General features: G+C 43.3%; 22 protein-coding genes. All 22 read right to left on the reverse strand.

Features of this window, described 5'->3' with window-relative positions; genetic code table 11:
* Positions 1–18: 18 nt before the first annotated feature.
* Complete coding sequence (locus HP567_RS29520) at positions 19–846, reverse strand: SDR family oxidoreductase (protein WP_173612197.1); 828 nt, start codon at positions 844–846, stop codon at positions 19–21.
* Positions 827–1546: an acylneuraminate cytidylyltransferase family protein gene (locus tag HP567_RS29525; protein ID WP_173612196.1), complete on the reverse strand. Its 720-nt coding sequence runs from the start codon at positions 1544–1546 to the stop codon at positions 827–829. The genes HP567_RS29520 and HP567_RS29525 overlap by 20 nt, the downstream gene beginning before the upstream one ends.
* Entirely contained in the window at positions 1543–2451 is a 909-nt protein-coding gene (locus HP567_RS29530) for a Gfo/Idh/MocA family protein (RefSeq protein WP_173612195.1), read from the reverse strand. Before HP567_RS29530 ends, HP567_RS29525 begins: the two co-directional genes overlap by 4 nt.
* Positions 2448–3497: a nucleotidyltransferase family protein gene (locus HP567_RS29535; protein ID WP_173612194.1), complete on the reverse strand. Its 1050-nt coding sequence runs from the start codon at positions 3495–3497 to the stop codon at positions 2448–2450. The genes HP567_RS29530 and HP567_RS29535 overlap by 4 nt, the downstream gene beginning before the upstream one ends.
* Before the next feature lie 21 nt (positions 3498–3518).
* Positions 3519–4142 (reverse strand): acetyltransferase, encoded by a 624-nt coding sequence (locus tag HP567_RS29540; RefSeq protein WP_173612193.1) that lies wholly within the window; start codon positions 4140–4142, stop codon positions 3519–3521.
* Positions 4139–5215, reverse strand: coding sequence for an N-acetylneuraminate synthase (neuB, locus tag HP567_RS29545; protein ID WP_173612192.1), 1077 nt, complete (start codon positions 5213–5215; stop codon positions 4139–4141). Before neuB ends, HP567_RS29540 begins: the two co-directional genes overlap by 4 nt.
* Positions 5216–5249: 34 nt before the next feature.
* On the reverse strand, positions 5250–6416 hold the full coding sequence (gene neuC, locus HP567_RS29550; RefSeq protein ID WP_173612191.1) for a UDP-N-acetylglucosamine 2-epimerase: 1167 nt from the start codon (positions 6414–6416) through the stop codon (positions 5250–5252).
* Positions 6403–7590 carry a LegC family aminotransferase gene (locus tag HP567_RS29555; protein ID WP_173612190.1) on the reverse strand — a complete coding sequence of 396 codons (1188 nt, stop codon included), beginning with the start codon at positions 7588–7590 and terminating at the stop codon, positions 6403–6405. Before HP567_RS29555 ends, neuC begins: the two co-directional genes overlap by 14 nt.
* The gene (locus HP567_RS29560; RefSeq protein ID WP_173612189.1) at positions 7587–8597 is read right to left on the reverse strand and encodes an NAD-dependent 4,6-dehydratase LegB; all 1011 of its coding nucleotides are present in this window, start codon (positions 8595–8597) and stop codon (positions 7587–7589) included. Before HP567_RS29560 ends, HP567_RS29555 begins: the two co-directional genes overlap by 4 nt.
* Positions 8598–8612: 15 nt before the next feature.
* Positions 8613–10484: a motility associated factor glycosyltransferase family protein gene (locus tag HP567_RS29565; protein WP_173612188.1), complete on the reverse strand. Its 1872-nt coding sequence runs from the start codon at positions 10482–10484 to the stop codon at positions 8613–8615.
* Positions 10471–11055, reverse strand: coding sequence for a hypothetical protein (locus HP567_RS29570; RefSeq protein WP_173612187.1), 585 nt, complete (start codon positions 11053–11055; stop codon positions 10471–10473). Before HP567_RS29570 ends, HP567_RS29565 begins: the two co-directional genes overlap by 14 nt.
* Before the next feature lie 129 nt (positions 11056–11184).
* Positions 11185–12009 carry a flagellin N-terminal helical domain-containing protein gene (locus HP567_RS29575; protein ID WP_173612186.1) on the reverse strand — a complete coding sequence of 275 codons (825 nt, stop codon included), beginning with the start codon at positions 12007–12009 and terminating at the stop codon, positions 11185–11187.
* 175 nt (positions 12010–12184) lie between these two features.
* Complete coding sequence (gene csrA, locus HP567_RS29580) at positions 12185–12433, reverse strand: carbon storage regulator CsrA (protein WP_173612185.1); 249 nt, start codon at positions 12431–12433, stop codon at positions 12185–12187.
* Between the two features lie 11 nt (positions 12434–12444).
* Entirely contained in the window at positions 12445–12861 is a 417-nt protein-coding gene (gene fliW, locus HP567_RS29585) for a flagellar assembly protein FliW (protein WP_173612184.1), read from the reverse strand.
* A 13-nt stretch (positions 12862–12874) separates the two neighbouring features.
* The gene (locus tag HP567_RS29590) at positions 12875–13453 is read right to left on the reverse strand and encodes a DUF6470 family protein (RefSeq protein ID WP_173612183.1); all 579 of its coding nucleotides are present in this window, start codon (positions 13451–13453) and stop codon (positions 12875–12877) included.
* A gap of 19 nt (positions 13454–13472) precedes the next feature.
* Positions 13473–14375 carry a flagellar hook-associated protein FlgL gene (gene flgL, locus HP567_RS29595; RefSeq protein ID WP_173612182.1) on the reverse strand — a complete coding sequence of 301 codons (903 nt, stop codon included), beginning with the start codon at positions 14373–14375 and terminating at the stop codon, positions 13473–13475.
* A 17-nt stretch (positions 14376–14392) separates the two neighbouring features.
* The gene (gene flgK, locus HP567_RS29600) at positions 14393–15880 is read right to left on the reverse strand and encodes a flagellar hook-associated protein FlgK (RefSeq protein ID WP_173612181.1); all 1488 of its coding nucleotides are present in this window, start codon (positions 15878–15880) and stop codon (positions 14393–14395) included.
* 12 nt (positions 15881–15892) lie between these two features.
* The gene (locus HP567_RS29605) at positions 15893–16384 is read right to left on the reverse strand and encodes a flagellar protein FlgN (RefSeq protein ID WP_142065939.1); all 492 of its coding nucleotides are present in this window, start codon (positions 16382–16384) and stop codon (positions 15893–15895) included.
* Between the two features lie 71 nt (positions 16385–16455).
* Positions 16456–16731, reverse strand: a complete 276-nt coding sequence (flgM, locus tag HP567_RS29610) for a flagellar biosynthesis anti-sigma factor FlgM (RefSeq protein WP_173612180.1) — start codon at positions 16729–16731, stop codon at positions 16456–16458.
* A 110-nt stretch (positions 16732–16841) separates the two neighbouring features.
* Positions 16842–17270, reverse strand: a complete 429-nt coding sequence (locus tag HP567_RS29615; RefSeq protein WP_173612179.1) for a TIGR03826 family flagellar region protein — start codon at positions 17268–17270, stop codon at positions 16842–16844.
* 87 nt (positions 17271–17357) lie between these two features.
* Positions 17358–18137 (reverse strand): ComF family protein, encoded by a 780-nt coding sequence (locus HP567_RS29620; protein WP_173612178.1) that lies wholly within the window; start codon positions 18135–18137, stop codon positions 17358–17360.
* A complete protein-coding gene (locus HP567_RS29625) occupies positions 18134–20122 on the reverse strand; it encodes a DEAD/DEAH box helicase (protein WP_173612177.1) in 1989 nt (662 codons plus the stop codon). Before HP567_RS29625 ends, HP567_RS29620 begins: the two co-directional genes overlap by 4 nt.
* Positions 20123–20266: the final 144 nt, after the last annotated feature.

Here is a 20266-nt window from a genome sequence, read left to right on the forward strand (position 1 = left end):
GTAATTAGTAGTGATCGATTACCAGACTGACAAACCGCCATCAACTACTATTTGTTGGCCGGTAACATAACTAGATGAATCTGAAGCTAGATACACCAATGCTCCTACCAGCTCTTCTGGCTGCGCCATTCTTGCTAAAGGTACACGATTCGAATATTTTTGTTTAAACTCCTCATTTTGGCCACTTTCTACACCACCAGGTATGAGTGTATTGACTCGAATCCCTTGTGGTGCCCAATACGTCGCCAAGTACTTCGTCAGCCCAAGAACAGATGATTTCGATGCGGAGTAGACTGCTGGGGTATTAATTTGCCTGTTCAAATAAAACGAGCCATCGTATATTCTATTATCCGGTGCAACAATTCCGTAAATAGAGGCTGTTTGTATAATGGAGCCCCCCTTACCCTGAAGGACCATTTGCTTGCCAACGGCTTGTGCAACTAAAAACATGCCATCTATATTGACAGACATAATTTCCCGCCATTGTTCCATTGAATATTCTTCAAATGGCGCAAAAAAAGCATCTAGATCCTTTGATTTACTAGCAGCATTATTATGCAGAATATGTATCTCCCCAAATGCATTTACGACTTCCTCTACCATCTTATTAACCGACTGCTGAGAAGAAACATCACAAGAGACACCTAAGCACTTTACTCTATACGAGGCCTCGAGTTCTTGAGCAAATGCCCTCGCACCTTCTAAATCAAGGTCAACTACTGCGACATTAGCTCCGAATTCGGCTAATCCTCTGCAGAAGTGCCTTCCCAAGATACCTAGTCCGCCTGTAACAATTGCTGTTTTTCCCTGTAAATCGAACAATTTTTTATAAGAATAAGGTTTCATATAGATCCCTCTTTTGGTTTAGTAAAAAGTCAACAAACATAAAATCAACTTCAGAGTCGATATCAATAGACCGCTCCTCTGGCATTTCAAAAAGCATGGTATCTTCATAAAAAACCGAATTTGCCCCGTAGAACGCATCGCGACTCCAAACATATATCGAAGCATTCATGTCATAGCATTTTGGTGAATCTTGTCTTCTTACAATAGCTTGGTCTAGCTTTTTTGATAGTTGAACAAATCCATTTGTGTTTAACTCCACTAAATTAAAGTAGGGTGATCTTCTAGCTGGTGCAGCCGTTATCACATTGGAGCACTGCTTCCTCTCCAACAATTCAACTGCTCCTTGAATATCCTCAACTATTCGCAACGGGGATGTTGCATCCAAATCAACAAGGGTACCAAACGTGACCTTTAATTGTTTTTCAACTTCACTAACGCAATGTTGAATAGCAGGAAGTTTTGCTGACTCATCCGTTGCCATTTGATCGGGTCTCTCAATAAGAATGTCTGCCCCATATTCCCGTGCTACTTCCAGTATTTCCCTAGAATCACTACTAACTGCTACGCAATCGAACAAGCCCGATTGTTTCGCCTGTTTTATACTAAATGCAATAAGAGGACGATCCATCAAGGGACGAATATTTTTATTCTTCACCCCTTTTGAGCCTCCTCTTGCGCAAATCGTGCACAGCCTTTTCATTTCGAGACCCAACTCCTTTTCTCATTTGCCTCTTCAATTGCGTTTATCATATTCATTACATCCATTGCTTCTTCTGAATGACAGACATCCCATACATTGTCTGACAAAACCGCTTCATGTTGCATTTTATATGTATAATCTCTAGAAACCTCAAATGGCTCTGTCCGTTCATTCACGGTTAATGTATTTCCTATCATATCCACTTTTATCGTATCCTGATCTGTATTCACGATAATAAATCGCTTAGGACTCTTCTCGATATAATTAATATTTATGCTTGCAATAGGACACTTCTTCGTCTTTAGCATAATGGAGTAAATATCATCACTATCTATTTCTAAAGAGCTGAATTTCCCGCCGACTGCGGTTAAGCTTTCCCATCCATCTAATAACCAATTTACATAATCCAACTCGTGACTCAAGTCTCTGAGAACCCCTCCACCCTCACTTTTCTTAGCTGAATACGTCTTTCGGTAGTCTGCGTGAGGGCGCCATTGGGGAAGATACTGACCTGTATAAACATGAAGAGATAGTATTTTTTGACCCTGCATGAGCATTTTCAGCTTCTGAATTGCAGGATGGAAACGGAGATTATAGCCAACAAAAATGTCAAAGCTATGAGGCGGCATACTTGCTTCCAAATGAAAAAGCGGCTTCTCTACAAGAACCTTCCCTCTATAGCCTTGATTTTCTAATTCCAAAAGCGTCTGATAATGCTCAGATGTTTTATTTGCAACAATAACATACTGAGGGTTCTCTTTTTGCAAGGCTTCGGAAAGAGCGTGGTAGGAGCAATCCCAATCAACCTCTCGACTGCTAACCACACAAACTTTGCACCCTAACTCTCTCAATACACGTGCATGTCTCATTCCGATTGATCCAAAGCCAATGACGAGCGCCCTCAACTGAATACCTCCATATACTCTTTGTTCGCTTTTTCAAAATCAGCAATGCGCCCAATATCCAACCAATACTCTCTAATCGGGAATGCGATTGTTTGCTGTTCTTGCTTCATCAATTGCTCAAACAAACTTGGCATATCCAAGTTTTCATTATGTGGAATGTGTTCTAAAACTTGCGGATCCATGACATAAATGCCTGCGTTGACAAAATATCGCTGAATCGGCTTTTCCTCTATAGCTGTCAGTCGATGCTTATCTAACCGGACAACACCATATGGAACTTGATATTCGTACTCTCGAACGCACATTGTTGCTTTTGCTTGATACGTCTTGTGAAAATCTAATAGTTGTTCAAAATTCACCTTTGTTAGTAAGTCACCGTTCATGACAAAAAAAGGTTCCACTGGCTTGTCTGGCAATAAACTTAATGCTCCTGCCGTACCCAATGACTCCTTTTCTTGCAAATAGCAAATAGTAACACCCCATCGCTCACCGGTGCCAAAATAGTCCTGAATCATCTCTGCCTTGTATTTCACTGAGATATAAAACTTATGGAATCCTTGATCAATGAAACTCTGCAAAATCGTTTCCAATAATGGCTTGTTCCCAACTGCCAATAAAGGTTTGGGGCAATCATGCGTTAATGGATGAAGGCGAGTTCCCAATCCACCGGCCATTAGAACCACCCAATTGTCCTTTTTTTTCGGACGCAAAAGGTCATTTAACATCTCTACATGCACAATTCGCCCGTCTTCATCAACAATCGGAATTTGATGAAGATGCTTGATTTTCATGAGGGCAAGGATATTCTCTTTTGAGTCATACGGAGAAGCTACCGTAGGATATGGATTCATAATCGTGGAGGTAGGATCTTGAAGCCCCCTTCCCTTTAACAAGCCTCTCCGGATGTCACCATCTGTTACAGTGCCGAGCAATCTATCATTTTCATCTGCAACTAAAGCAATTTGTCTGGCATTCTTATCGATAATTTCCAATGTATGAATGATAGGCGTTTGCGGTGATACCAAAAGGTCTCTCCAATTCACCACTCCCCACCCCTTTCTTGTTGCTTATCCAATCACGTGTGCAGGCACACCTGCTACTTTTCTATTTTTCGGAACATCCTTGATAACAACAGCTCCGGCCCCAACAATACTTCCTGTCCCAATCTGAATACCTTGAATAACTACAGCACCAGCGCCAACGAATGCACCTTCTTCAATATGTACACCACCGGAAAGAGTTGCCCCTGGTGCTATGTGTACATGGTCATTAATCCTGCAATCATGATCAATAGAGGCTCGTGTATTTACAATAACATTACCGCTTATATGTACATCTGCTTGCACGACAGCGCCAGCCATTATTTGAGCGCCTTCACCAATTACTACTCGAGGGGATATGATCGCAGTTGGATGAATAACACTTGCGAAACTGTATCCCCGCTCTTTATAAAAACAGAATAATTTCTTTCGGATTGAATTATTGCCGACTGCACCGATCCCATTTACTAGTACCAAATCTTTGGGAGAAAATTTTTCGATCTCTACATCATGACCTAGATACGGAATTCCCCATATGCTAGCTTGGGACTGGAGGTCCGTGAATCCCAAGATATTATGACCCTGTAAAATTAACGTATCCAATAATACTTTGGCATGTCCACCGCCACCAAGTACAATTACAGGCTTCATTCCTGAATCAACTCATCTTGTTCGTAATCTTTACTTGCGACTTTCCCAATCAAGTCCCAGATTCGAATCGGAGGAATACCTGTTCCTGGTCGTTTTGCAGTTAGATTGTCGATTGTCAATATTTCACCTTTTTGAATACTACATGCTGCAACCAAGCTCTTGCGGGCGATAAATTTGTTTTTTTGTTCCGAAGGTGTAGGCATTTTATACGCTTTACCCAGCGATAGCTCCACTTGCCGAATTGAATCAATCATTTGCTTGAGTTCTGCCCCCTCTAGGGAGGCCTGATGATCAGGCCCTGGCAAAGTTCTATCCAGCGTAAAATGCTTCTCGATGACCTGCGCACCTCTAGCCACAGCCGCAATCGGAACAGCTATTCCAGCGGTATGATCGGAGAATCCTACTGGAAGTTGAAAGGCCGCAGCCAAGGTATCCATTGACCTCAAGTTCACATCGACATATGGTGCTGGATACTCAGTTGTACAATGAAGTAACGTTACTTTTTCACGAAGAACTTGTTGCCCCTCCTCACTTGCATACGCCTCTTGAAACTCTCTGATAGATGGCGCCTGCGAGAAACGTAAGTAGCCAAAAGCCAAAACTCCTAGAGCCTCTTCTATTTCTCCTAGATTAGACATTCCAGTGGAGAGGATAATAGGTAGCCCCGTTAGAGCTGCTTTTAATAAAAGCGGCGCATTTGTTATTTCTCCCGAAGGTAGCTTAAGTAAATCTACACCGATTTCCTCAGCCAACAGGTCTACACTTTCAAGATCGAACGGGGTGGACAAAAATTTAATGTTACATTGTTTACAAGTTTCTACGAGTTCATGATGCATTTCCAACGACAATTCCAATTTCTGCACCATTTCTAATTGCGATTCTTCAACACCGGTCGTTCTCTTCTGATAATCGGCTTTTTCTGCATATTTACTTATAATACTTTTGGCCCTAAACGTCTGGAATTTCACCGCATCAGCACCTGCTTCTGCAGCACAATAGACGAGCTCTTTGGCCATCTCCAAAGATCCGTTGTGATTTACACCAGCTTCGGCAATAATAAATGTCTTCGTCATAATAGTACCTCCTAGAGATGTTTGCACATCTCTACTAATCCTCGATGTCAAAAAAAGTTTTATGCAGCAAATTGTCCAGGCTTACTTCCTTCAGTACATTTTTCACTTTCGCCGAAACGTATTCCTTACCGTAAGGAGACTCCATACTTCGTAGCTTTTCCTGGAACTCGTTTGAGAGAGCCTGTCTAATCGCTGAAATAATGGAATCTTTTTGTTCTACACAATCAATAACGGATTCCGCTCGAATCCTCCCTTTTTGGCGATCCCCGATATTAACGGTGCCCTTCTGAAAAAAAGGCACTTCGATAATGCCACTTGATGAATTTCCAATTACGGCATCTACATGTTGCAGTGCGCTTAAATAACGTAATTGCCCAAGAGAAGTAAATGAAACACATCTGGAAGAATTAATCTCCACGTATCTATCGATCATTTCACAAATGATGCGTCCCCCCATATCCGCATTTGGCTTTGTGAATATACAGGTTGCATCAGAGAAATGATCAAGTGCTTGTAAAAGCTCGAGCATTGCAGATTCAGAATGGTTCTTCTTCAATGTAACGGGATGATAAGTAATAAGAAAACTTGGCTTGCTTAAAGCAAAATCGATAGACTTTTCAAAGGCTTCCTTATTTAGAAGCGGTAATTTTCGTATATTATCAAGCCCAATTGCGCCCACGTTGAACACTCGATCTGGATTCTCACCTAGTTGAATAACTCTTTTTCTGTATTCATCTGCTGCTACAAAGTGTAGTTGCGACATTTTGGTCACGGCGTGTCTTATCGATTCGTCAATGACTCCTTCGGTTGTTTCCCCTCCATGCAAATGAGCGATGGGTATTCTTGCAATCATTGCAGCTTGAGCCGCAGCCAAAATCTCAAAACGATCCCCAAGCAATACGACCAGATCAGGTCTCAGACGTTCATACGCCTGTGAAAACCCAATTGTCCCTATGCCAACCGAAGTTGCAATTCCGACCGAGGTATCGCTGGATAAAAGCATTTCAATTTTTTCGTCAATAGCAAAACCATCCTGCTCTATCGAGCGATAAGTCAACCCAAATTCAGGAGATAAATGCATGCCAGTTACAATAATCTGTAATTGCAAATCTGTATCTTCTTGTATTTCTTTCATAAGGTGATACAGAAGGCCATATTCGGCACGTGTACCTGTAACTACACAAAGTTTACGTTGTGACATAACTAGCCCCCAGGTTAGAGCTGCTTGGAATATTTATGATTCTTTCTTCTAGCTGTTTTGCTACCACGATATCCATCTTCGGAGCATTCTTATACATTGGCAATTCGTGAAGCAGTTTCCAGGCGGGACGAGTCATCAAACCTTGTTCGTTTGTCATTTCCAGCAATTGATCACGATTTTTCTCCAACTCAGGCGATAGCAAAAGCACATGTAACCAGTAATTACTCGTCGCTAATTTGGGCTCATGAAAGAATGTGATTTCAGGAATAGACGCAAATACCTGGGCATATTTTTGTGCCAGTGCCCTTTTCCGCTCAATAAACATTGGCAACTGTTCTAATTGCGCGCATCCTAATGCTGCATTGATGTTTGGAAGACGATAATTGTAACCGATTTGGTCATGTTCAAAGGCCCATTTATGCGGCATTTTCGCAGTTGTTGTAATATGCTTTGCGTATTTGCCTAAGGCCTCATCGTTCGTTAATATTGCTCCTCCGCCACCAGTCGTAATTACTTTATTTCCATTAAAACTGAGAGCCGACACACGTCCCAAATTTCCCGTATGAACCCCTTTGTAATAGGAACCTAGTGATTCAGCTGCGTCCTCTACAAGTTCAAGATGAAACCTCTCGCATACATCTATCAATTCATCTAATTCAACAGGATGCCCAAATGTATGCATAGGAACGACAGCTTTTATTCTTTTGCCAGTTATTTTATTAAAGCACTCCTTGCCCCTTACCTCTGCAATTTCAAGCAAATAATCATTTAATTTCTTGGGATCTACACCAAGAGTAGTAAAACTGCTATCGATAAAATGTGGGGTCGCTCCACAATAGGCAATTGCATTAGCGGTAGCAATAAACGTGAGAGCCGGCATTAATACTTCATCTTCCGGCTCTACTCCAACTAATTTCAGACATATATGCAAAGCGGCCGTGCCATTCATTACGGCCACAGCTCGCTTCACCCCCGTATATTCTTGTAGCTTTTCTTCAAACTGATCTACGTATTTTCCTACTGATGATACCCATCCAGTATCTATACACTCTTTCACATACTTCCACTCATTCCCTTGAAAGCATGGCTCATGCAAAGGAATAAACTTGTCCGCAAAATGGGTGACTTCTTTCAGTTTGGCGACTATTTGTTCTAGCGAGGTTAGCTGACTCATAGGTTATAAATCCCTGCCTTGTATTGGGATAGATGAACGGGATTAGTGAACCACTCGATTGTTTCACTTAGTCCCCGTTTGAAACCTTCTACTCCCCCATATTCGGGGTGCCATCCAGTTAAATTCTTCGCCTTCGAATTATCCGCCCATAAGCGCTCTACTTCGCTCTTCTCTGGACGAATACGCTGGTTGTCTGTCTCAATGTGTATTTTTTCACCCATTAACTCTGCTATAAACTCTACTGTCTGGCCGATTGAGACCTCGTAATTACTTCCTATATTTATTACTTCTCCAATGGATCTGTCAGATTGAGCGACCGACAGAAATCCTCTAACTGTATCTTTCACATAATTAAAGTCTCTTGTAGGTGAAAGCGAACCAAGTTGAATGGTTTTCTGTCCATTGGCAATTTGTGTGATAACTGTAGGAATCACCGCACGTGCTGACTGCCTAGGACCATACGTATTAAAAGGACGGATTATGGATACTGGCAAATCAAATGAGCTAAAGAAAGACATCGCCATCTGGTCGGCACCAATTTTACTCGCAGAATAAGGAGATTGTCCTTGAAGTGGATGTTCTTCAGTAATCGGGACAAAACGAGCAGTTCCATAAACTTCACTGGTTGAAGTGTGTACCACTTTTTCCACGTTTAATTCTCGAGCAGCTTGCAGTATGTTCAATGTACCTTTTATGTTCGTGTCCACATACGTTTCTGGAGAATGATAAGAATATGGAATCGCAATTAAGGCAGCCAAATGAAGAACAACATCGCATCCCTTCATCGCTTGTTTAACTCCATAGGGATCACGAATGTCCCCGGCAAATACCTCAATTCCTTTCAAGGTTTCTTTCGGTAAATGATCGAGCCATCCCCATGAATTAAATGAATTGTAATAAACGAAAGCTTTTACATCATGACCTTGACGTACTAGTTCTTCTGTTAAATGTGAGCCGATGAAACCATCTGCTCCTGTTACTAGTATTTTTTTGTTTTTCAAATCCATTAGATCATCTCCGTATCAAGTTGCACTGCCTTCCTCAATCACTTTCTCGTACATATCTTCTAGTAATCTTTTAATTGCGATACTGTCATTTTTAGTGGCAAACAAATAGTTTTTAAACTGATCGATAACTCTGCGTGCTTTCATCACGATATCTGAAGAGGATCGTACCTCATCAAACATTTTAAGTATCAAATTAAACTCAATATAATTCATGGATTGAATTATTCTTAGGTAGTACTTATTTCTTTGCAAGCGATCAAAAAGCTTATCAAATTTGTTAAAACACAGATCAAGCTGTCGGGAATTTTGACTAGAGATGTAATGCTCCATCTCATCAAACAACTCTTCAAAGCGCTTGAAAACAACATCTAGTTCCGTACTTTCTTTTGTCATTGTTTTCACAGTCATCTTGAAATGTTCCAAGTCGTAAGAAAACGTATCTTTAATTAAATCTAGCCAATCTTGTTGAACAATCCCCGTTGTACTGAGTCTTTCACGAATGACGGTTTCCAAGGGTAAGAAGACTGTTCCTTCAATATGAGCCCCTTCTTTTGTGGAATTGATGATATCTGGATGTGAGACACGTTCGATCAACTGCTCCATCTCATCTTTCATAGACAAGAAGAGCTTACTGGTGTATGTGTCTTTCCCTTCAACATCCTTTACAACGATAGCCTGCTCTTTTCTCCAATCAGTCAACTCAGTTTCCGTATAATTGATACCTTTTGCATATATTTCATTTCCACGAAAAGCAAGGTTGATCCCCACTAAAATAATCGGTGAAAATTGAATGTGACTCAAAACTTGTAGTGTTAAGGTCGCAATACTTCCAAATCTATCAATGTAATGGAATGCATTATCGTCATTTCTTTTAATAAACATGTCCATGATGTAATCGTCACGAACCAAGAAGTTTGCCATTTTGCCATGATAGTTATTAACGGTTTCAAACCCCATTGTACTACCAAACACTAAGGGAACATTATCGATTTTGCTATCAATCACTTTCTCAAACACCTTGGAGTTCAATGCACTACCATCATAAGCAAAAGTCGCATCCGGTGTAATACCAGCATTAATCAATTGGTTAATGGCTGAACCTACGGAAAAAATGTATGCAAGTCCATTTTCTTTGATGTAGCGCAAGTTCTCAAACTCATCGTTTAAGGATGGACCTGCCCCCACAATGATAGCCGGCTTGTCTTTAAAATGTCCTCCATGACCATCTAAAATATTGGGTGTTTTCATAATATGGGGCATGTTGAACAAGCCATTGATAGCCATCCTTTTCGCAAAGACTTGACCTGTTAACAATCTGTTACGCGCCTCATAGACAACATCTCTAAATGTATCAATAAAAGCTTTTGTTTGTTCTGCAAAAATTCTCTCGTAGCTTGGATGAACGACCACATATACTTCTTTATCTTGCAAATGCGTAAACTGCGATAATTGGCTCTTCACATCTTCTGCCCGTACCTCTAGCATCAAATGGACAAGCTTTTTCGAAGGACCCCAATCCTCCAGCGATCTACTTTCCACTAACTTTGAAAAAATAGCAGCATTAGGCTCATAAATGGAAAACATAGCCGTTGGATGCAATTGTATAAATTCATCAATGTGATAACCGAAACCGACACCATAAAACAGGACATGGCGATCTCCGATATCTTCGAGAGTTTGAATAAAGCGTTGTGCTTCTTGTACCGGATTGTATTTGCTATGTATATAGTTCCATCCGGAATTGGCTAGAACTGCGATCGTGGTTCCACCTGTTTTCGTTTCTTCCACACGTACTTTTTCATTCTCATTTCGATCATATTTCTGAAAGTTGTCCCATAGCTGTGGGTAGTACTTTTTCAAACACGTTAGGTTATCAATTTGCATCATGCTGGCCCACCTCATGCATGGAGAGTTCACCAATTCCTTGATGCAATGCTTCATATTTTGTAATGATTTCATATTGAATAATATCTGCAATCATCGTATGGTCTTGTTGCATAACAGCAGTATTCAAGTCTTCAAGCTGTTGAGTAAAAACAAAGCTATCAACAAAATCAAGGTCAGCGTAATATTGTGAAGAGTTCTGTATCCACTGTACACCCTCGATCATTTGAGATAATTTCGTCCACTCCTCTGAAGAAGGGCTATCAGAATAGAACGCCTCAACAACCCCTGGGAGAAGTGTTAACGCTCTGCTCACATACTCACGAATGGAGATAAGCGTTTCTTTTGCAAGTTGCTCTTTTGTCACCAAAATTAGCTCAATAACTTGAATCGATTCCCTCTCGGATAAGAGCTCTTCAAAATGATCGTAAATTTCTTCTCCATCCACTTTCATCCCACAGAAAACCATTGAGCTTTCAGCAATGATTTGGTTTATAAAAGATATGATAGAGGTAACGCTATTGGTTTGTTGATCTTGTATATGAAACTCTTGATTATTCGCAATAATTTTCATAAGTGCCTCCTTAGTGTCAGTCATTATGTATATCGGAAACTTTTAGACGTTCAATTATATGATAAAGATGGAAATAAAAAAAAGCACGACTTCTGTAAAGAAGTTCGTGCTTTTTTAATGGAGAAAAGATTAACGCAGCAATTGCAGAACACCTTGTGGCAATTGGTTTGCTTGTGCCAACATTGCTTGAGAAGCTTGAGTCAGAATGTTGTTCTTAGTGAACGCCATTTGCTCTTTCGCCATATCTACGTCACGAATACGAGATTCAGCAGCAGTCAGGTTCTCAGCAGTGATGTTCAGGTTGTTGATTGTGTTTTCCAGACGGTTTTGGTTCGCACCCAGGTAAGAACGAGCTGCGGAAACTTGGTTGATCGCAGTATCGATGCTACCCAATACGCTCTTAGCGCCGCTTTGAGTACCGATTTTCCATTTTTTAACCATATCCTCAACGGATTTCAGGTCAAATTTGGAAGTAACAAGAGTCAAAGTTTGAGCTTTTTCTTGACCAATTTGCAAATCGATGTCTTTGCCACCGTTACCATCCAGCAAAGAGATGCTGTTGAACTTGGTGTTGGACATGATGTTTGTTACCTCTTTAGTCAACTCATCCAACTCTTCTTGCAGACGGGAGCGGTCAGTAGTATCTTGGTAAGTACCGTTCGCAGATTGAGTAGCGATTTCTTTAACGCGAACGAGCATGTTGTTAACTGTTTGCAATGCACCCTCAGCAACTTGGATCAGAGAGATACCATCTTGGGAGTTGCGGGAAGCTTGTTCCATACCACGAACTTGTGCGCGCATACGCTCGGAGATGGAGAGACCAGCAGCGTCGTCAGCAGCACGGTTGATGCGGTAGCCGGAAGACAGTTTCTCAACGTTTTTGGACAGGTTGCTGGAGTTTACACCCAGTTGACGATGAGTGTTTTGAGCAGACATATTGTGTTGGATAATCATGTAAAGTTCCTCCTTGAGTTGTCGACAGTCACGTCCCTGTGACTGTTGCAATATTTTGAGACGATTCACAATCGCGCGCTTGTGACTTTGTCTCTACACTATAGTTATCGGTTGGGAGCATTTGTGTGTTTAGTGTTTTTTCTACTTTTTTCTGCAAAAAAAGAAAAAAGATGATCTACTGACCATCTTTTTTCTCCTTGCTGGTTTCAAAAAGCTGTTTCACAGCAGCCCAATCACTCTGATTCTTCGTAGCAAGTCGATTCTCTTCCTGAATGGCTTCAAAAATCTCTTTTCTATGCACATCCAAATTACGCGGTGCTTCGATGCCAAGTTTGATCTGATCTCCATCAACGGAAATAATTTTAATTTCGATGGTGTCTCCAATCATGATCGATTCATTTTTCTTTCGAGAAAGGACGAGCATGCAAACACCACCTACTTTCTATTGACAGCTTGTTGCTCGAACAACGGCTGACGAATGGAGTATATATCTTCCTGTATAATGACCTGCCTTCCCATCCGATTCGACAGGTTGACAACAATTGGAGCCTTTAGGTTTACTGTTGCTTGATTGTTTCCGCGAATTGTAACGATAGAAAACACTCCGATTGGCGAGTCCTCTTCCACTCGTAATGCTTCTTTTGCTACATTGGATAATTCAAACTTGTAGTCTGGAAAAAAGGAAAAAGGATCAATGACCCAAAAACCAATATCCTTCTCTTCTGTCGATTGAATTAGAAAAAAGGGACTATCCTCTTCTTGCATCAACTGAAAAAACTGCAAATGAGAAAACCCTGGGATGCCATCCTCAAAAAAGAGCCTACCCAATTCAACCTGTTGACTTCCACTCATGTTTTCCCCTCGCTTACATCATTTGATCCAGTTGACTTCCTGCCACGCTAATCTTCAGGCTATTATATTGTATCATATAAGGCTCTACCTTACCCGGTGTATAGGAAAGTTCTGGAGGTCTTGATACAGGATCAATGCTCATGCCATTCCGCGTGACATGGATGGAGACCGGGTGTACCTGAAAATTAATATCTACACCTTCATCATTAGATGTTGACGATGGTCTGTATCCACCCTCTAAGACTTTTAAGCCTTTTTCTCTGCCAATTTCCGCGATTGCATTCTCTTTTGTATAAATTTTCATCATACGGTCGCCATCTTGACTTTTCTCAGCGATCGCTTGTAACCACTTTTCCCGCCCATAGGCTGCATTCTTGTCACTAAACTGCATCGAGGTCATGATGCCGATGTTTGCGCGTGCCTGACTAGAATCGATCTGTAGCTCGATCCTTCCTTGTTCAATATTAAGCTCTGCAGGCTTCTGACTAAGGTTCATTTCCGCTTGAGGCTGCTTGATTTCCTGTATCGGTTTTCGGATATTTAGACCAAGCTGCGCAAAAGTGCTTTCCATGCGTATCTGTGGAATCTGCATCACGCTATCCTCCTACTCTCTATCTCAAAAAGTCTAACAGAGTTGGTTGAATAATGCGGGCTCCAGAACCCAATGCTGCTGAATGTACACTTTCCTGCGTTTTTAGATTGGTCATAACTTCAGCCATATCAGCATCTTCATTCTTCGACATTAATCCCGTAATGCTTACTTCTTGGGAATTGAGCCTCTCCGCAATTAAGTCTACACGATTTACACTGGCACCTAATGATGCTCGCTCGGCTAAGAGCTTATCATACTGCTGATCTAATCCTCCAATAAATTGGGAGGCACTTCTTCCGTTATTCAGTTCAGTCATAATGTTATCAAGCAATTTAAACATATTATTTGCATTGTCAGGGAAATTAAATATGTTTTGGGCGTTGATATTCGATGTAACAAAGACATTTTGACTCACTTCTAAATTAATGGGAGAACTATTTGTGCTTACAAAATCTCCTTTACCGCCGTTTGCATTTGAATCATAGGGAGCTTTATTTGTATCAGTTCCTGCAAATATATACTTTCCATTTATTTGCTGGTTGGCAAGAGTCCCCAAATGATTCTTCAATTCCTGAACTTCAGATCCCATTGTTTTCAAGTCGTCAGGCGAAATGGCGCCATCCCCAGAGTACACTAACAGCTCCTTGATACGCTTCATGACGCTGCCCACTTCATCCATGGTACTGTCTGTCATGTCCATCCAAGACTGTGCCTCACCCACATTCCGCTTATACTGGTCATTCTCCATCAACGAAGAGCGGTAAAACATTCCACGCGCTGCTATGACTGGATCATCAGAAGGTTTCTCAATTTTGCTTCCAGAAGACAATTGATCTTGCAAACTATCCATATTCCGCATTGATTTATGCAAATTCCGCAGCATATTACTATTCAGCATGTTCTGCGTCACACGTACTGCCATAATCTATTCCCTCCCAATTAGAGGCCCACTCGGCCCATACCGTTGATGACTTTGTCCAAAACTTCGTCCATACTTGTCATGACACGAGCAGAAGCACTGTATGCATGCTGGTATTTCACCATTTCTGCCATTTCGTCATCGATCGATACGCCAGATACTGATTGACGTTGGTTGTCAACAGTGCCCACGAGCATTTCAGCGTTTAATTGGTTACGCTCAGCTTCCTGGGCGTCAACTCCCAATTGGCTGATCGTGTACCGATAGTAATTATCCAGCGTAGAGCTTTCAGCCAAATCGTTAGGTCCAGTGCCGGCAGCCAGTACCTTGAACTTAATTGAAGCAATAGCCAGAGCGCTCTTGTTATTTCCTACAGGGGTGCCTCCTGCTTCTGCTTGTGCAGCCGCAATCGCATCCAAGCTCTTCATAATTTCCGGATTAATGACAATCCCAGATGCACTCGTTGGATAATTTTTGGTTGCTGGGTTAGCAGCCAGTGAATTCGCATCCACAAAGAACGGCAAATCCTGTACAGTCCCATTGTTAATATCACTCAAGCTTCGTCCTGCCCGATGCAGATCATTAATTTCTTTCGTCAGATTCACCGCCAAAACATCCAAGCGTTTCAGCATGCCCGGCACGATCTGATCACGAGATTGGAGGGTTCCTGCCATGTAGCCGGTTGTCGGCACAAACGCCGCTCCGCCCAGCGTCATGTCACTCATGCCCGTAGCTGGATTCTGTACAGTAGCTACCGGCTGCGATGTAATTCCAGTAACAAATTCCCGACCTTCAATGGTCACGTTAACCATACCCGCTGTTGATTGAGTCGCACGGACCTCCACCAGCTTGGAGAGCTTGTCCAAAAGCACGTCACGCTGGTCGTAGAGATCATTTGGCTGATAGCCGTGAGGTACAACGTTTGCAATCTGATTGTTCAGGTTTGCAATCTGTTGGCCCAAGGAGTTGATCTCCATTGATTTTACATTGACCACGTTATTGAGATCAGTTTGTACTTCCTTAATATGATTGGTCAGCGTATTAAATGTATCCGCTACTGCCTTGCTTCGTTCTCGAACAACTGCGCGAGCTGATGTATCAGTAGGGTCTTTGGCCAAGTCCTGCCATGCTTGCCACATTTGGTCCATAACCTTTTGCAAACCAGTGTCAGACGGCTCGTTCATGATGCCTTCCAATTTCTCCAACGTTTCCAAACGCCCATCCCAGTAACCTTGACGTTTGTACTCATTCCGATACTGAATATCCAGAAACTCTTCCCGCAGACGCTGGATACTAGTAGCTTGAACCCCAGTCCCGAGCAACCCTGGCTCGATACTCGCTTGCATCCCTACATAAGGCAAACCATTCGTAGCCTGCATATTCACGCGCTGGCGGCTGTAGCCTTCCGTATTCGCATTGGAGATATTGTGGCCCGTTGTATTTAGCGCGGACTGTTGAGCGAACAAGCCGCGTTTGCTGACTTCAATTCCATGAAAAGTTGAGCGCATTTCGACACCTCTTTACGCTTTTTTATTGAAAAATGTTCGATTAGCCTGACGATAAGTATCCGAGGTTGGCCTTCCGTAGATGTAGTCGTCCTCGGGCGTATCTGTGATCAGGTCGAGCGTCATGTTGACAAAAGAAAGGGATTGCTCCAGTAACTGCTGATTCAGGTCGTTAGCATCCCGCAGTTCAGTCACAATCCGGCTTAGCTCATTACGACAGGAAGTGAGTCGCATCTTCTCTTCCGCACTGGTCGTCAACTTGATCAATTCAGCCAGTGTGCCTTCTTGCAGCGCAAAGCCCTTCTGTGCTGTCAGTTCTTTTACGACTTGCTGGCGGGCTGCTTCAGCTTCTGTGACGCCCTTGATCAGTTTTTGCTCCTGGCGTGTAATGGCTATAAGTTCATCCACATTTCCTTTTACCAGCACTTCTTTCTTGTGCATGGCTAAGGTGTACAAGGCTTTGTGCAACTGGATCAAGTTGTCGAGCAGATCGTAGAGTCTGTTCATTCCTTGCTTCTCCTCATCTTCCATCGAAACTATTCAAAGAGGCTATTCAAAAAGCCCTCTTCAGATCTGTGTTACAACTTTTTCCAAAAGGACAGGAGCTTATCAGCGATCCGCTCACTTGAGACGTGATATTTTCCTTCCTCCAATTGCTTCTTCAACTGCTCCACTTTTTCCCGACGTTGTGGAGAGTTGACATCTTCTACTTGCTTTTGCATTTCCAGCGCCTCTGTGGAAATGTTTACTTCATCCTTGCCCATCGGGACTTTGCCGCTTTTGCCTACCTGATTGTTTCCTGTCTTGTTGTAGGCATTGATCATCCCGACACGGTTAGGTTCATTAATCCGCATCTGATTACCATCCTCTCATACCAACGGTCTTTTCATAGAAAAAACCGATGACACCTCTTAGTAGTATCATCGGCAATTTCATCATGTACGATTAGTTTTTTTGCACAAAACTATTCGTCACTATTCTGCTTTCTTCGATAAGCTGCATTAGCCAGTTCGGCGCGTTGGAATTCGTCCAAACGTTGCTCTACCTCGAGTTGTTGCGTAATTTCATGCTTCAAGCCTTTTAGACAAGATTCGCAAATGTTGCCTGCTCGAATTAAAAAACCGCAGCGCTCACATGGATAGCCAAGATTGGGATTTCCCGCAACCGAAATACGCCCTTCTTTAATAAACTTCGTGATTTGCCTCACGCTCACGCCGGTGGCTTCGCTCACTTGATGAATATTCGATCCGCGATTTTCACGCTTGCGTAAATACTGGGCGCATGCCTCATATTCTTGTTCCACTTCTTTATAGCATTTGGGGCAAATGTCACGGACTGCTTGTACAAATACAGCATCACACCGCGAGCAGTTTGCCAACTTGCCCATAGACATATCGGACAACCCCTTTTCCGTTCAGAAAGTTCATACGGTTCCGCATCCGTTGTATGCATACATCATAGCTTAATTTTTCCAAACTGGCTATCGGTATATTGTCAAGGAGTACATCTCGCAGCTTGGCCTCAAATGTTCTCTGATTGTCCTCGCGCACGAACGCAACGTCGAACCAGTTGTATAAATATCGTCAAGGAGCAGGATTTTAGCAGCAGAGGGCATATCCTGACCATTCCACACAAAAGCTCCGTGCATGCTTTCGTGACGTGCAGCGCGCCCTTTTTGCTTACTCAGCTTTGGGGTGTCCCTCGCCCGGAGCAGCAACGGTTTTACAGGAATTTTGATTGCTGCTCCTAAATGACGAGCCAGCAAATCAACCTGATTAAAGCCGCGTTCCCGTAATCGCTGCGGATGCAGAGGAACCGTCGTGATACAGGTAAACCCCCTAGACTTGTAATAACGCTGAACGGTAATGGCGAGAAGTGTACCGTAGTATGAAGCTAGCCGCTCATCACCGCGGTATTTAAACAATCCGAGCAAATCCCTCTCTCCCTTTTCGTAGCGAAGCAGGCTCCGATTTGCGACCAAACTCTGACCATCTTCTCCATGAATACAATCCCTGCACAACCCTTCGTGGCTGATATTATCCTGAAATTCCCTATCCCGCCCGCACCGCTGGCAAATATCATGCCCAATCAACGGCAAAGCATCAAGGCAAGCTCCACATAACATAATCCCTTTTAACATGCGATAGGTGATCGGATAGCCCGCCTGGTCTGATAGCTGTCGCGCTTTTTCTCGAGCGACCGATTCCTTTAGGGATGCTACGATACACCCACCACAACGAACACACATCCCACTGGTCATGAAAGGCCTCTTTGTTCCGCGAGCTTTTGAGCCAAGCAGTTCATCTGTGAAATCTGTCTAACAGCCCGCTTTGGAGAAGTAGATCGTTCTGCTTGCAAAAATAGAACGCTACCCGACGTATCATCAACGGATCGTCCTACTCGCCCTGCTATCTGAACCAATGACGCCTCGTCAAAAACGGGTGCCTCCGCACCTACCACTACAACGTCACTCTTCGGTATGGTCACACCCCGCTCCAGAATTGTCGTCGTCACCATGACGGTATACCGTTTTTCTCGAAATGCGAGTACCTTCTCCTCCCGCAAAGGGTCTGCCGCGTGGACTCCTGCCATCTCCCCTGCGTGAGCAGGAAGCCACTTTTGAAGGTATGATAGCATCCTGTCAATTTCATCAACTCGAGGGACAAAAACAAATACTTGCCGGTCTTCATTCAAGGAGTTGTTGACCGTGTCAATTAGCGGTGCCACTGCTCGATTCGTCTGAACGCGCTTATGTAAGCCTTGTACCGTGAGAATCTTGGGGACAGGAAGCGCAGCACCATGATAGCGTCCAGGCAACAGAACATGTGTATCAGAGAATAGCGGTATCGCGCCAGAGGAGCCTAGGCTTGAACGCCCTTTTCTAACGAGCCGCTTTTGCAAATATTCCGGAGGTGTCGCGCTTAAGTAAAGGAGCTTCCCATTCTTTTTCACTGCTCTGGATAGCGCGCGATACAAAATGGGATCATTATGATAAGGGAACGCGTCGGCTTCGTCGAGAACCACCAGCAAAAAACGTCGATGATAGCGCATGACCTGATGCGTGGTCGCAATCGTGATGTCACTTTCTTCCCACTTTTCCGCGCTCGAACCATGGACGGCAATCACTTTAGCCCCCGGAAAGACTCGCTTAATGCGCGGAGCCAGCTCCAACACGACGTCCTTTCGAGGTGTCGCAATCAGAACGCGACCGCCAGCAGCAAGTGCCTCCGTAATCGAAGGGAATAATAGCTCAGTTTTTCCTGATCCACAAACCGCCCAAATCAAATACTCAGACAGCCCTGGTCTCGGATTGGCTACAAAGCTACGCGCTCGGTCAGCTGCCCGCGATTGATCTGCCGAATACTGTCCCACCCACTCCAATCTCGCCACGTTTTGCAAGTGGTCTGCGCTACGGATTAGCGATGACCCTACATCCATTAAAAAATACGGCGTACAACACTTACTCCTGCCCATCCCTAAACAAGCTGTGCAATAAGCACAACCTTGCTCACACGTATGACAATAAGTAATCTCCACCTTCATTCCTGCACTTCCGCAGCGCTCACAGACCAACTCTAGCCGATTGCGCCACCATCCTCTTGTGACCGTAAAACGAATACCAGGTCGCCACTCTGCTTTGTTTGCAAGCACGAATGAATGCAAAGTGGCTGGTAAATCATGCACGTCCACCCCTCGCTTTTTCAGCAAGGACTCCACTTCATCCCATAGAAGCGCACGCCCATCCAAAATCTCGCTCAAAACAGCTTTTTGTAAATTCTCGTACGCGGAGCTCCTTTGGAGAAGTTCACGACCACCCGAATAGCCCAACTGAGCACCCGGCAATTTCCCGGATTCATTGCCACCTTGATACGAAACCTCCACACTCTCCTCAACCGACTCCCAAGAAAACCACCCATGCTCTCGGCGGTCCTGTATGTTCACTGCTTCCCGCCCATATAAGCTGCTCGCTTCGCACACGCTACTTACTGCCAGCGCTCTCAACTCTTTTACATATCCATCAGTCAGTACCCGTCCTTTACCGACTTGATCCGTCAAATACCCGTTCACTTTTGCTCGCAAGGAAAAAGCAAGAGCAAGCGACGAGGTCTTCCCGATGACATGCAAAACACATCCTTCTCTCTCCTGCCAAAAAGACCGATCTACAGAAAAGCTTGGCGTAACATAAGTCTGCACCTGTGGTATGGATCCGCCGCAAGCTTTGATATACAGCAAATACTCACGCATACGCTCACTCCTCCGCCTTCTTGCTCTTAGTGTGCAAAAAGACAGACTGGTCCAGCAAATAAATTTCAGAGCCAAAATCAGGTCGTAAAAAATAAAAAAGCCGCCGATCTATTGTCGACAGCTCATAATATTTACGCTCAGCAA

It is taken from the genome of Brevibacillus sp. M2.1A, from assembly GCF_013284355.2.
Classification (GTDB): Bacteria; Bacillota; Bacilli; order Brevibacillales; family Brevibacillaceae; genus Brevibacillus.